The organism is Hyunsoonleella sp. 2307UL5-6 (assembly GCF_047345485.1).
Lineage (GTDB): Bacteria > Bacteroidota > Bacteroidia > Flavobacteriales > Flavobacteriaceae > Jejuia.
In genome coordinates, this window is sequence record NZ_JBLFEN010000002.1 from 228,135 (window position 1) to 242,027 (window position 13,893).

The 13,893-nt window shown below is 30.0% G+C and carries 13 protein-coding genes; 9 read left to right on the forward strand and 4 right to left on the reverse strand.

Annotated elements, in window-relative coordinates:
• Positions 1–36 precede the first annotated feature (36 nt).
• From ACKGJY_RS04490 to ACKGJY_RS04505, 4 genes are all read left to right on the forward strand, one after another.
• A complete protein-coding gene (locus ACKGJY_RS04490) occupies positions 37–654 on the forward strand; it encodes a hypothetical protein (protein ID WP_413972997.1) in 618 nt (205 codons plus the stop codon).
• A gap of 126 nt (positions 655–780) precedes the next feature.
• Positions 781–1,230 carry a ferritin-like domain-containing protein gene (locus ACKGJY_RS04495; protein WP_413972658.1) on the forward strand — a complete coding sequence of 150 codons (450 nt, stop codon included), beginning with the start codon at positions 781–783 and terminating at the stop codon, positions 1,228–1,230.
• A 311-nt stretch (positions 1,231–1,541) separates the two neighbouring features.
• Positions 1,542–1,703: a DUF1328 domain-containing protein gene (locus ACKGJY_RS04500; RefSeq protein ID WP_413972659.1), complete on the forward strand. Its 162-nt coding sequence runs from the start codon at positions 1,542–1,544 to the stop codon at positions 1,701–1,703.
• A gap of 40 nt (positions 1,704–1,743) precedes the next feature.
• Positions 1,744–1,902, forward strand: a complete 159-nt coding sequence (locus tag ACKGJY_RS04505; protein WP_413972660.1) for a hypothetical protein — start codon at positions 1,744–1,746, stop codon at positions 1,900–1,902.
• Positions 1,903–2,066: 164 nt separating this feature from the next.
• Here the strand turns inward: ACKGJY_RS04505 and ACKGJY_RS04510 are convergent, their stop codons facing one another.
• Positions 2,067–3,122, reverse strand: a complete 1,056-nt coding sequence (locus ACKGJY_RS04510; protein WP_413972661.1) for a helix-turn-helix domain-containing protein — start codon at positions 3,120–3,122, stop codon at positions 2,067–2,069.
• 232 nt (positions 3,123–3,354) lie between these two features.
• Here ACKGJY_RS04510 and ACKGJY_RS04515 point away from each other — a divergent pair, with 232 nt between their 5' ends.
• Positions 3,355–4,047 (forward strand): SOS response-associated peptidase family protein, encoded by a 693-nt coding sequence (locus tag ACKGJY_RS04515; RefSeq protein ID WP_413972662.1) that lies wholly within the window; start codon positions 3,355–3,357, stop codon positions 4,045–4,047.
• Here the strand turns inward: ACKGJY_RS04515 and ACKGJY_RS04520 are convergent.
• From ACKGJY_RS04520 to ACKGJY_RS04530, 3 genes are all read right to left on the reverse strand, one after another.
• Positions 4,034–5,068 carry a helix-turn-helix domain-containing protein gene (locus ACKGJY_RS04520; RefSeq protein WP_413972663.1) on the reverse strand — a complete coding sequence of 345 codons (1,035 nt, stop codon included), beginning with the start codon at positions 5,066–5,068 and terminating at the stop codon, positions 4,034–4,036. The two genes, ACKGJY_RS04515 and ACKGJY_RS04520, sit on opposite strands and share 14 nt — an antisense overlap.
• A 224-nt stretch (positions 5,069–5,292) precedes the next feature.
• The gene (locus ACKGJY_RS04525; protein ID WP_413972664.1) at positions 5,293–6,288 is read right to left on the reverse strand and encodes a helix-turn-helix domain-containing protein; all 996 of its coding nucleotides are present in this window, start codon (positions 6,286–6,288) and stop codon (positions 5,293–5,295) included.
• 352 nt (positions 6,289–6,640) lie between these two features.
• Entirely contained in the window at positions 6,641–7,057 is a 417-nt protein-coding gene (locus ACKGJY_RS04530) for an Lrp/AsnC family transcriptional regulator (protein WP_413972665.1), read from the reverse strand.
• Between the two features lie 187 nt (positions 7,058–7,244).
• Between ACKGJY_RS04530 and ACKGJY_RS04535 the strand changes: the two genes are divergently transcribed.
• The 4 genes from ACKGJY_RS04535 to ACKGJY_RS04550 all read left to right on the forward strand — a co-directional run bounded on the left by ACKGJY_RS04535 (position 7,245) and on the right by ACKGJY_RS04550 (position 13,879).
• A complete protein-coding gene (locus ACKGJY_RS04535; RefSeq protein WP_413972666.1) occupies positions 7,245–8,477 on the forward strand; it encodes a pyridoxal phosphate-dependent aminotransferase in 1,233 nt (410 codons plus the stop codon).
• Positions 8,474–8,902, forward strand: a complete 429-nt coding sequence (locus tag ACKGJY_RS04540; RefSeq protein ID WP_413972667.1) for a RidA family protein — start codon at positions 8,474–8,476, stop codon at positions 8,900–8,902. The genes ACKGJY_RS04535 and ACKGJY_RS04540 overlap by 4 nt, the downstream gene beginning before the upstream one ends.
• Before the next feature lie 273 nt (positions 8,903–9,175).
• Positions 9,176–12,454 (forward strand): SusC/RagA family TonB-linked outer membrane protein, encoded by a 3,279-nt coding sequence (locus ACKGJY_RS04545; RefSeq protein ID WP_413972668.1) that lies wholly within the window; start codon positions 9,176–9,178, stop codon positions 12,452–12,454.
• Between the two features lie 15 nt (positions 12,455–12,469).
• Positions 12,470–13,879: a RagB/SusD family nutrient uptake outer membrane protein gene (locus ACKGJY_RS04550; protein WP_413972669.1), complete on the forward strand. Its 1,410-nt coding sequence runs from the start codon at positions 12,470–12,472 to the stop codon at positions 13,877–13,879.
• Positions 13,880–13,893 lie beyond the last annotated feature (14 nt).

The following is a 13,893-nucleotide window of genomic DNA, read 5'->3' on the forward strand; positions in this document are numbered from 1 at the left end:
ATAGTTATAAAATTACTAGAAGAAACTCATATTAGAATAGGCAACAAGCATTATGCTAATAAAAATTCTACTTATGGCCTATCAACTCTTAGATCAAAACATGTTTACCTTTTTAAAAATAAGATAAAATTTGAATTTATTGGCAAACGTGGTAAAATGCACTCTGTTACTTTAAGAAATAAAAGATTAATTAAATTGATAAATCAATGTGAAGAAATACCTGGATGGGAGCTTTTTAAATATTATGACGAAAATGGCATAAAACACAATATTAGTAGCTCTATGGTAAACAGCTATTTGCAAGATATTAGCTTAGATTTTTTTTCAGCTAAAGATTTTAGAACTTGGTCTGCTTCATTAATCTGTTTAGAAAACCTCCTAGAGTGCGGTATTGCTCCTAAAAATAACCAAATTGAAAAAAACATTATAATTGCTATAGATGCTGCCGCAAGTGCGCTTGGTAACACGAGAAATGTAGCTAGAACATATTATATCCATCCTTTAATAATTTCTTCATACAAAGATGGTAGCATAATAGATACATTTAACTTAGCAACTGAAAAAAATGTGACTATTCCAAAGTTTTTAACCCAAACCGAGTACGCATTACTAAGACTATTAAGTACATACAAACTTATTAACTATATGGATTAATAATCCTATCATTTGAAATAAAAAAACCTAGCACTTCATTGTAAATTTATATCATAATTAATGATTTAGATGTAAACCAGTAGGCATCTTAAAAATAAATTACTGTTAATATAACTACAAATAATTATGAGCACTTACACAGAAAAAATAAGCGGAAAGCTAAATGATTTATTAGAAAAAACCTATGATGCAGAAAAGGGATTTAAAAAAGCTTCAGAAAATGTAAATAACCAAGCGTTAAAAAATTACTTTACAAAAAAAGCTGACGAACGTTACAATTTTGGACATGATTTAAAAACTGAAATTAAATCTTTTGGAGAAAATGTAGATAAAGGAGGGAGTTTAACTGGTTCTGCTCACAGAACTTGGATGGATATTAAAGGATTTATTACTATTGATAATGAAGAATCAATGTTAGAAGAAGCCATAAGAGGCGAAAAAGCTGCAATTAACGAATATGAAGATGTTATAGCTGATAATAGCGTACCTGAAAGCACTCGTTCGCTGTTGATTTCACAAAAAAATCAAATAGAAAATGGTCTGTCTAGAATTTCAACTTTAGAAAATTTAAACTAATTGATGCAATTAATTAGATATAAAGTTACCAACTTTTGTCAATACATCTAATACAGTTAATTATATAAGGCATTGAGTACAATGTTAAAAACATATCTATTTAACTTTGTATTATATTGGTTAGTACTATAAAAAGGCCTTAGCATTTCTATTATAGAAAGCTGAGGCCTTTACTTGTAAATATTTGATAATCAGCACTTATATGAGCTAAAATCTACAGTATAAGAGTTAATTTAATCTATAAAAAAACAACATCTTTGTAGTATAGGATTTGAAAATCAAATCTTTTAACTAATTTAAAATTACACACTATGTTACGTTGGACAATTACATTTATAGTTATAGCAATTATAGCTGCAGTTCTAGGTTTTGGAGGAATAGCAGGATCAGCTGCTGGAATCGCAAAAATTTTATTCTTTATATTTATAGTACTATTTGTACTATCGTTATTGAAGGGTCTTGTGAAAAAATAATAAAACCAGTCGATCTATTATTAACTAAATAACTAAAATAATGAAAAAAATACTATATACACTTTTGTTTCTTTTTACTGTTTCAACTGTTTTTACAGGATGCAGAGAAAAGAAAGATAATAATATTGAAGAAGTAATTGACGATGCTGGAGACGAAGTTGAAGATGCCGCCGATGACGTTGAAGACGTAGTTGATTAAGCATTTGTCAATATAAAAGCCACAAAAAAAACCTCTTTTAATTAAGAGGTTTTTTTATGGCTTTTAAGTTATGTATATAATTAGCTTTAAACGTATATGTGATAGATTTAGAAAAACTATAATTTAAATATTATCTAAACAAAAAAACAACTAAAAAATATTAACTATAACTTACTTAAATTAACACCTTTCTCCTTGTATTTACTGCGATATGCAGTAGCATTATAGCTATACTTTTCTTTAAAAATTTTACAAAAATAACTTCTACTAGTAAAACCTACCATATAGGCAATCTCAGATACATTATAATCTGTATATATAAGTAAATCTCTAGACTTCTCAACTCTTATATTTTTAATATAATTAGACACTGTTGTTTTGTGTACACATTTAAATCCTTCTTGTAATTTTGCTGGAGAGAGTTGCGAACGATCACATAGGTTTTTTATAGTATGCTGCAACATTGGTTTATCAATAATATAGTCTGTAATTTTTCTTATTTTCTGTAGCTCAGTTTTATTTAGCGATGTTTCAATACGTTCTCCATAAATTTCACTACAAAACTGTTCCAAATACTTAGAAAGTATAATTTGAAAATGACCTTCAAAATGTTGTAAATTATTAATCTTAAATTCTAATTTAGTGCTCTCTAATAAACGCAACTGGTCAGCTATTTTTAAATTAAATGCACACTTGTAAACTTTATTTTTAACAGTATCCAATGCATCTAAAAGCTCATACAAATCTTTATCGTTTGTAATAAAACGTTCTTTTATTTTTTCAAAATACAACACCCTATCAATACTTATTAAACTAAAACGATAATGCTTGTTTTTTTGAAGATTAATAACGCACTTAGTATCACCAATAGAGCCTACAATTGTTGTGCGTAACTCTTCAACCAAAACCTGCTTTTCATTTGTTTCAAAATTTTGATAAAAATCACCATCAACTGAATATAAAAAATACAGATAATCTTTAGCCTCTTTTTGCAAAGTGAATGAAAAATCATCGTACAATTTTAAATCGTATTGGGTAACTGCCATACCATTATTAAAATCTACATTTTTAACATAGCCTTTTCCATTATTTCCTCGTAATCTTAAGGTTTGTATGTTAGAGTCAACATCAACCGATACGTCTTGAAACACGGTTAAATCCATCCATTCTGAAGATACATCAATGTGCTTAGTTATTTTACTTTTAGTTAATTCTTTCATTTATAGCTAGTAAGAATTTTAAATTAGGGACTTTCTTACTTTGTAAATTTAGGTATACTATTAGCTTACTGTTAACAGTATCAGGTCTTTCTGTAACGTTTTACTTGATTAATCAACTGAATTTCAACATTAACGCTATTTAACACAAAATGAATGTATTGAGTTAAATATTTTAGGTTTAAGATTAACTTTTACTAATAAAAAATCGGTACTTGCGGTAAGAAATAATCTTATGTATTATAAACTATCAAATATTGCCACTATTGAAGATATGGAACTAGTATTTGATATGCCACTCAAATACCCTCACATATATCAAAAAAACCCTTTGATAAATGGTTTAAAGGAAGAGTTACTACCTGTTATAACAGCCGATAATACTCAAGAAATACAATTTGGAATTTGGGGGATTTTACCTCAAGGTTATAAAGAAGATTGGAGCGTTTATCAAAAAACACAAAATACTCTAAATTTCAACATTAATGAATTAGAATATTCAGATAAATTTTCATTAGAAAAACGCTGTGTAATTATTGTTACAGGTTTTTTTCTCACCTATTTATCAAAAGGAGAAATTTATCCTTTTTATGCCTACCCAAAATCAAAAACACCATTTGCTATTGCAGGAGTTTACAACACCACGTATGATGGTTATATTACTGTAAGTTTGATTTTAACAAACATTTCAAAAAAAGCATCTAAATACCATAATATCAGCAAAAGAATACCACTAATAATTTCTGGAGACAATTATAACAATTGGCTTTCTTCAAATTATAATGATATTATAGAAAACCCTAATCAGGAGTTTGATGCACTAAATTTTCAATGCCACCCTATAGCCAGAGAATTTTATAAAAACAGTATACTTTTTGAATCGTTTTTAGACCCATCAGATTATGAATCGTTGGCTATTCCGCTTTAGCTTTTAGACCTTTTTTAATAGAATCTCTATAGTCTGTAGGTAAAATACTGTATTTATCATAGAATATTTTAGAAAAATAACTCCTACTTCTATAACCTATACTGTATACTATTTCTGAAATTGAATTATCTGTATTTTTAATTAAATCTCTAGCAATCTCAAGTTTTATTTGCCTAATGTATTCATTAACAGACTTTGAATATAAGAGCTTAAACCCGGATTGCAATTTTTTTGGCGTTAATCCGAATAAGGAAGACAATGATTTTATAGACATATATTTTGAGACATTATTAACAATATAATTAGCAACATCATGCACCTTTTTCATATCGTTTTGAGATAACGAATCTGGGAGTACATTTTTATTGATGAAGTTTTTATGTTCTGCAATTTGTAATGCTAATATTAAGTTTAATTGCCCCTCTATAGACAGAGATTTTATAATACCTGAACCCTGCGTATTATTTAAGTTTTTAATTACACTAGCAATTTTTAAATTATGTCCCCCAAAATGCTTGTATGGTAAATTTTCATTACTGCCTTTAAAAACAGATAGTAGTTTTTCTGGCAAACTATTTATATTATTATTTTTTTTCTTTTCATATTCACTTGATGTAACCTGTATGACATTTAATTGCACATCAACAGTACTTGGGAATACAAAAACATTTTTAGAATTTAATTTATTAGATATTATAACATTTTGAAATCTATCTAACTCTACATAATCAGTATTATCTGCACTATATTGCATCATACCCTTAGAAATAAACAAAAACTCAACTGGAGAGCTCTCGGTAAGTTTGTAAACTATTTTTAAATCTTCGTTAAAACACACATCATAATCCAATAAGGTGATGCCCCAATCGAAAGCCACATTTCTAATAGTGCCACAACCAATTTTATTATTAAATTCTAAAATTTCTTCACCATAAATATTTCTAACAGTACCATCTAAGCGTTCTTTTAACTGCTCGATAATTGATACCGTTTTATTATTTGCAATTTCAATAATTGTCATTTTCTTGCTATAAATTAATACTAAACTCTAAGTTTGTGTTGAGTTATAAATATTTGGCTGGCATTTATAAGTAATAATTAGTAACACAAAAAAAACATAACAATCTGATAGTGTTTAACAAAATTGAAACTTTGATTAACACAATTAGTCTATTTAACGTTTTATTAGGAGTTCTTTTATTAACGTAAAATACTAATTAACAATGTTTTATACGAAAATAAAATTTAAGCAGATTTTTGCTCTCTAATCTGTGTTAAATACTCATTTGGAGAGATACCATAGCGGTCTTTAAAGAGTTTTGAAAAATAACTACGACTATTTATACCTATTTTATAAGTAATTTCGGTAACGTTTAATTCCGATTTTTCAAGAAGTGTTTTAGCGAGTTCTAGTCTATGATTTTTTATATATTCGTTAACCGATGTATCAAAAAGTACTTTAAAACCAGATTGGAGTGTATTAGGGTTTAGGCCTACTCTTTTAGCTAACTTTTGAACGTTAATTCGTAATTCTAGTTCGTTTTTTATAATAACTACAGCCTTCTCTATTTTTTCAATAGTAGATCTTCTTAAAAGCTTATCCATATTTTTACCCTTCAAATTATCAGAAAATTTTTGAATTTGAGAGGTAAGAATCTCATAAGTTTTTCCTTCCAAATATACTGGTTTCATAAATTCGTCTAATTCTGAAGTTTTAAATTCTTCTATTAATTTAGAGATCTCTAAAGAAAAATAGTCTTGACTATAAACGTGATTAATACCATTTAAATCCTTAAAAATTAAAGCCAATTCATCAGAAACCTCATCTGAAAATGAATCTATTTTTTTTTCGAAATCTTTTCGATTCACATTAATCATAAACACGGATGTATGCTTCATTTTGTTTATCAAAACTTTATGTTCAGACTTAACGCCGCAGGAAAATATAAGCCTTTGTAGTTTTCCTACTTTACTTTTTATTTCACTCTGCTCTTGGCTGGTAGTGTGTATAATATTTTGATCATTATTAAACAGTATTCTAAGTGGGTTTAAATGTCCTTTTTCAAAAGTAATATGTAGTGGTTTTTTTAAAAATACATCAAATTCTATTACTGATATGCCATGAGAAAATTGAATGCTTCTAAAATAGCCCGAACCTAAATTATCTTCAACATCAAAACAGTATTCATTGTTTTCTGCAGTATAATCTACATTCAAACAATCTGCTAAATTTTTCAGCATTAATTCAGCTGTTTCTCCATTACAAGTGCATTTTTCAACCATAACTAACAAATATAAATATTAAAGATAGAGATTATCTTAACACGTATTTTAAAAAAATTAAGATAATGTTAAATATAGTAGTGATACTATCAAAAATCTCTGTAAAGCATATGTATCATAATATATTGGCGAACTGTTTTTTCTCAATATTGTAACCAATAATATTTAAATTATTGGCTACAGGTAAAAAAACAATCACTGTATTATTATTATTTTTTTAACGATACATTTTACTTTAAAAAATTGCTACACAAACATAATCAGTGCATTACCTATCTCAGCTATTTATTAGATTAAAAAATACTAGGACTTAATCTTCAATTTCAGAAAGAATTAAAAACGTATTAGTATCTCCAAACTGCATTAGCTTATCTAATAATTTTTGCAAGCATAATTGATTTTTTACAACTACTTTTAAATGAATATTTTGATTGCCAGTAATACGATGTGCTGCTGTAATTTCAGGAAACTGAACAACCTTATTTAAAACATACTTTAATTTACCAGGAAATACTTTAAGTAGAATAAAAGCCTCTAAATCATAACCAATTGATTTATTATCAATTTGAATACTATACTTTTTAATAATTCCTTCTTCTTCCATTTTTTGAACACGCTCTCTCACAGAAGATGGTGATAAATTTATCTTTCTACCTAAATCGGCAAAGGATAATCGCGAATTCTCTTTTAAAACATTTAATAACCTATTATCCGTATCATCTACCATTGAATCAATTTTTTGAAAAACAAATACTGTGTATTAAACGGTAAATATATCAAAAAAACGCCTATTCAATTTCAATCACTCTTAAATTGGTTATAAATTTGTGATTTCTCATTAAATATTTAATTATACTTAATAAAACACAACAAATTTAAAGAATATAGACATACTTCTAAATAAAAGTAGATATATGATAACAAATCAAGAAAACACAATATTAGATGATAAATTTAGAGCTCTTGCGGCAGACAATGCACCAGGGCAAGAAGTAAGACAAAGTATAAAAGATCTTGAAACCATTATGATTGGTGATAAACTTGAGGGATTACCTGTTGATTTTTCACATGGTGACGTAGATGCGTTTCCTCCAACACCTAACTCAGACAAGATATGGAAAGAAGGATTTGAAGACGGTGGCGCACAAGCATATACAGAATATAGAGGTGCATTACAAATTAGAAACTTGATTGCTAAAAAGCTTGAAGAATTTACTGCACAACCAATTGCTGCAGATACAGAATTGATAATAACACCAGGAACGCAAGGCGCTCTGTTTCTGGCTCTTGGTGCTACAGTAACCAATGGTACTAAGGTTGCTGTTGTAGAACCTGATTATTTTGCCAACAGAAAACTAGTTAAATTTTTTGGTGGAGACGTTGTACCTATACCATTAAATTATCTAGAAACGCCTTCTCAAAATGGTTTAGATTTAAATGCACTAGAAGCTGCATTTAAAAATAACACAGAGGTTTTAGTGTTTTCTACACCTAATAACCCTACAGGATTAGTATATTCTAATGATATGATTAATAAAATTGCTGTACTAGCAAATATTTATGATGTTACTGTTATTGTAGATCAGCTTTACTCTAGAATGTTATATAGTAATGAAACTTACACACATATTCGTGCTTGCAAAGTACGACCAAACAACCTTATTACCATAATGGGACCATCTAAGACAGAATCGTTAAGCGGCTATAGACTAGGCGCTGCATTTGGTACATCTAAAATTATTGATAGGATGGAACGACTGCAGGCTATTGTTTCCTTAAGAGCAGCTGGTTATAATCAAGCCGTTTTAAAAACATGGTTTAACGAACCCAAAGGTTGGATGAAAAATCGGATTTGCGAGCACGAAATTATTAGAGACAAATTACTTGATATTTTTAAAAGTGCACAGTTACAGGTAGCAACACCACAAGCAGGCAGTTACTTATTTCCAAAATTACCACCACTACGTATTGATTTAAACACATTTGTTCGCTTATTGAGGTATCAAGCTAAAGTAACTGTAACTCCTGCATCTGAATTTGCACCACAACTTAATGATAGTATTAGGTTAAATTTTTCTCAAGACCACGATAAGGCAATAGCCGCAGCAACACGTATTGTTAAAATGGTAGAAATATACAAAATATGATAAATATTGATAAAACACCTGTACCACAAGGAAAATATTTGGCTGCCGTAAGACATGCAAATATTGTTTACACCTCTGGCATGACACCGCGTAAGGCTGGGAAATTAATGTATACTGGAAAAATAAAAACAACAGATACTCTAGAATCTCACAGAGACGCTGCAGAATTAGCTGTATTAAATGCCCTTGGTGCTGCGCAAAATTGTTTAATAGCTGGAGAAAGAATTTCTGTTGTATTACAAATGAGTGTATTTTTAAATGCTGAAGAAAACTTTACTAAACATGCTAAATTAGCTGATTTTGCCTCAGAAATCCTTATTAGTTTTTTAGGAATAAAAAGTATCGGTACGCGTGCTGCTATTGGGGTAGCTTCTTTACCATCAAACGCTCCAATTGAAATAACTTTAGTTTGTAAAGTAGATTAATCAATACGGCTATTTACTCTTTAATTAACACAACCTTAACAAGACCATTGAATCTTCTTTGAAATGGATAAAAAAAATTGTTTCAACTAAAAAAAACAGGTTATACCAAAAAATCAACTTTTAAATTATTCTCAATAAAACTAATTTTATAGTAAATTATAATACCCTTAAATTGAATTTTATTAAATAAAAATTACATAATATCAAAATTTATTAAATTATTATCAATACCTATATCATTGTTATATATGTTTTAATAAAAAACTAACATTCATGAAAAACAAACTTAAATACGTCTCTCTAAAATTTGTAATGCTATTAGGTTTACATCTGGTATCACTACAAATTTATGGCTATGATATCTTAGCAGAAAAACACCACTATAAAGAAACCCTTAACTTAAAACTTGAACAACAACAAATAACTGGTACAGTAATAGACGATAAAGGAAATCCATTAATTGGTGTTACCATAGTTATTAAAGGGACTAGAAAAGGAACATCTACCGATTTTGATGGAAATTTCTCCATAACAGCAAATAAAGGTGACACCTTAGTATTCTCTTATTTAGGTTTTGCAAACAAAGAACTTATTTTAGGAACTGATACTAATTACAACGTAAATATGACACCATCTGCTGAACAACTAGAAGGTGTAGAAATTGTATCTACAGGGTATCAAAAAATTAGTAAAGAGCGTGCTACAGGGTCATTTGCTGTGATAGATGACAAAATTTTAGATAGAAAAATTGAACAGAATATAATTTCTAAAATAGCAGGTGAAGCTCCAGGTGTACAGTTTGATCCTTTCATACAGGAAAAAAATAACATAGGTTTAGTTATTAGAGGTAGAAGTTCTATAAACGCCACCACAGAACCTTTGGTTGTGGTTGACGGTTTTGCTATATCAGGAGGCTTTAGTACGATTAATCCAAATGATGTGGAAAGCATATCTATTTTAAAAGATGCTGCGGCTTCATCAATTTGGGGTATTAGAGCAGCAAATGGTGTAATAGTTATTACCACCAAAACTGGTTCAAAAAACAAAAAACTAAATGTTAGCGTTTCTGTAAATTCAGCTGTTACTTTAAAACAAGATATTTTTGATTCGCCTTTTGGAGATCCTAGTACTCAAGTAGATTATCAAATTGATTTGTTTCGATTTGAACAGTTTTCTCAACAAAGAGATTTGTTTAATGGGTCTTTAAATGAATTTTCCCTATTTCAAAACAACGCTGTAAGAGAGACACTATTGCGTCTTAATAGAGGTGACATTGATATTGCTACGGCAGACGCTAGACTAAATGCGCTTAGAAATAACGATGGACGCGAAGAATATTCAAGATTATTTTTAAGACAACAACTCTGGAATCAATATAATCTTAGTATTTCTAGCGGTGGAGAAAAACACAATTTTAATTCGTCTTTTGTATATAATCAAAATAAAGGCGCAAAAGTTAATGATCGTTCTGATCAATTCATCCTAAATCTTAATGCAAATTACAACTTAACCGATAAGTTAAAATTACGCTTTATTAGTAATATTACGCAAACAAAAAGTGAAGAAGGTATTGGTACGGGCGCGGTTGATTATTTAAATAATTTTCCACTATTTGAAAGAATAGTTGATGATAATGGGAACTATTTACCAATGTTTAATGGTGTTAACATTGAGAGTTCACAATTGGCACAACAAAACGGATATCCTTATCCATGGACCTTTAACCTAAAGCAAGAATCTGATAATGTTGACGACACATCCACATCTACCGATATACGCTTACAAACGGGTATAAATTATGAAATTGCTAAAGGCCTAACTGTAGATTTAAGCTACCAATATTTATACAATGCCTTTTTTGGAAGAGAGCTTTTTAACGAAAATAGATTTTTAACTAGGAATACCGTAAATAGGTTTGCACAATTAGATGATAACGGACAAGTATCTGATTTACCAGTACCAGTGGGATCTATATTAAATACATCAACCAGAAGCTCCACAGATAACACATTTAGAGCTCAAATTAACTACTCTATAAATTTTAAAGATCGCTTACATAATATTGATGCAATTGCAGGATATGAGGTACGTAAACAAATAACAGAATTTAATAGAGATAGAAAATATGGTTATGACGATCAATCCTTGATATTTACTCAGCCTAATTTAAACACATTATTTGAAGATGCTATTTTTGGTGGGCAACGCCTCATAAATGATGGTGAAACCACATTATTTAACGAAAATAGATTTTTATCGTATTATGCTAATGCAGCTTATAATTATGATAATCGCTATACAGTTTCTGCAAGTGTACGTTTAGACGATACTAACCTTTTTGGTGCATCTGAAGAATTTAGAAATACACCACTATTCTCTGCTGGTTTTAAATGGAACATCACTAACGAACCTTTTTTCAAATCTAAGTTTTTTAATAATCTTAATTTAAGAGGAACCTTTGGATCTGGTGGAAACGTAGACAGAAATACATCGCCTTTTCTTGTAGCTAGACAAGGTAGAGATGCGGGTAGTTTTTTAAATAATTACCTCACCATCTCAAATCCTCCAAATCCAACATTACGTTTAGAAAAAACTAAGATTTTAAATTTAGGTTTAGATTTTTCTATGGCTAATAATAGAATTTATGGAAGCTTAGAATTTTATGACAGACGAAGTGAAGATTTATTAGCAAGACGAAACTTAAGCCCTACTTACGGATTATCCTCTTCATTTTTAAATGTAGCCGAACTTTTTAATAGAGGCTTTGATTTAGATTTAGGTTTACGCATTATTCAATCTAAAGATTTTAATTATGATATGCGTATCCTATTCAGTGTCAATGAAAATAAAGTAACTAGTATCGATGAAAGTAATCCTGGTGAGATTTTTCTATTCACACAATACGATGCAAATGCATTTGTAGTTGGCGAGCCTGTTGATGCTTTTTTTAGCTTTAGGTATGCAGGTTTAGATAGCAATGGAAACCCTTCATTCTTTAATGAAAATAATGAGGTGATAGAAGTTGGCGGAGATATTGGCGCTATAGAAGCATTAAAAAGAGAAGGCTCTAGATCTCCAAATAAAACAGGATCTGTCGTAAATACCATTAGTTATAAAAACGTATCACTGCGTGTACTAACCAATTATTCTGGTGGTAACCGCTTTAGGTTTGAAAGAAATTACGATCCAAGATTTTTTAGAACTAATGTGTTTAGCGATTGGGTAAGCAGATGGCAACAACCAGGAGATGAGTTACTAACCGATGTACCGAGAACAACATCACCAAACGAAACAGGAACACCGTTGTACTTATACCTTGATGAATCTGATAGAAATACAGATGATGCTACAACCATTAGATTATCACAGGTAAACTTATCGTATCGTTTTCCAGAGCAATTAGCAAATAAATTAGCAATGCGTAATTTATCTATGAGTATACAAGGCGACAATCTAAAGGTGTGGAATTTTAATAAGTGGAATGTAGACCCAATTAGCAGAACTATTCCAATTCCAGCTACATTCACTTTAAACGTTACAGCAAACTTTTAATTCATATAGACATTTATGAAATATTCAGTATATACAATTTTAGCAGTGGCATGCTTATTAACAGGATGCACCAGAGATAACTTTTTAGACTTTGAACCTAAAGGGCAAGTAATACCTACAAAAGTAGAAGAGTTTAGAGCCTTATTAGATCAGGTAGAGCCAGATCCAAATATTAATTTTACACAAGGTTTCGGGTCTCACCATGATTTTACAATTTTAGCAAGCGACAATTATTTTCTTTCAGAACAGGTACGTGCTAATTTTGGGATAAGCCCAGAGCAAATCAACATGTATTTATTTAGAGATCAAATATCTACTGATAATGGTGATGATAATACATGGATACTCTATTACAATCAAATATACGTTGCCAACGTAGTTTTAGAAGGCTTAAAAACAGTTGAAAACGGCACCTCAGAAGAAATTGCAGCATTACGAGCAGATGCCTCTTTACAGCGCGCATTTGCATATTTTAATTTAGTAAACATCTACAGTGTACATTATAATCCTGAAACTGCAAGCACAGATTTAGGCGTTCCAATAAGAGAAGGTATAGATTTAGAAGGTGCAGATTTTACTAGAGCATCTGTACAGGATATTTACGATATAATACTTTCAGATATCAATAATAATATTAACGCATTACCAGATCTACAACCAGCTAATTTAACATTTAGACCATCCAAAGCGGGCGCATATACTTTTTTAGCTCGTGTTTTATTATATCAAGGCAGATATCAAGAAGCACTTAATGCAGCTAATAATGGCTTAAACTTAAAAAATACACTCCGAAATATTAATAGCGATCCAACCGATCCGAGAGACGCCAATGTGATAGCTTTTCCATTGGCTCTCGAAGATCCTCAACTCATTTGGTTTAAAGATTCCGGAGGATTTACCATAGTATCTACACCAGAATTCTATAGTTTATATGCAGATAACGATTTAAGACAACGCTGGTTTGCAGATGCTAATACATATTTCTTCGCACCAATAGATAATCCTGTTTTTGTAGCACATCGTGCAAACAATAATACCAATGTATCATTAACTACCGCAGATTTGTATTTGATAAGAATGGAATGTCATACAAGGTTAAGTAATGTGGCTGAAGCAAATAGGGATTTAAACATGTTACGAAGTAATAGATTTGAGAATGGTACGTACACACCTGTAAATATTACAGATGAAGACGATTTATTAGCATTTGTAAAAGATGAAATACGCAGGGAAAAAGCACCAAGTGTACTAAGAACTTTTGATATAAAACGCTATAACCGTTTTGACGAACAAAAAATAACGGTAACCCACACCTTTGAGGGAGAAACCGTAGTTGTAGAACCTAACAGTTTAAACTGGGCACTCCCAATTGCAAACAACTACATTGTTGCAAATCCTGAAATAGAACAAAACCCTAGACAGTAAATATTAAACAGAAA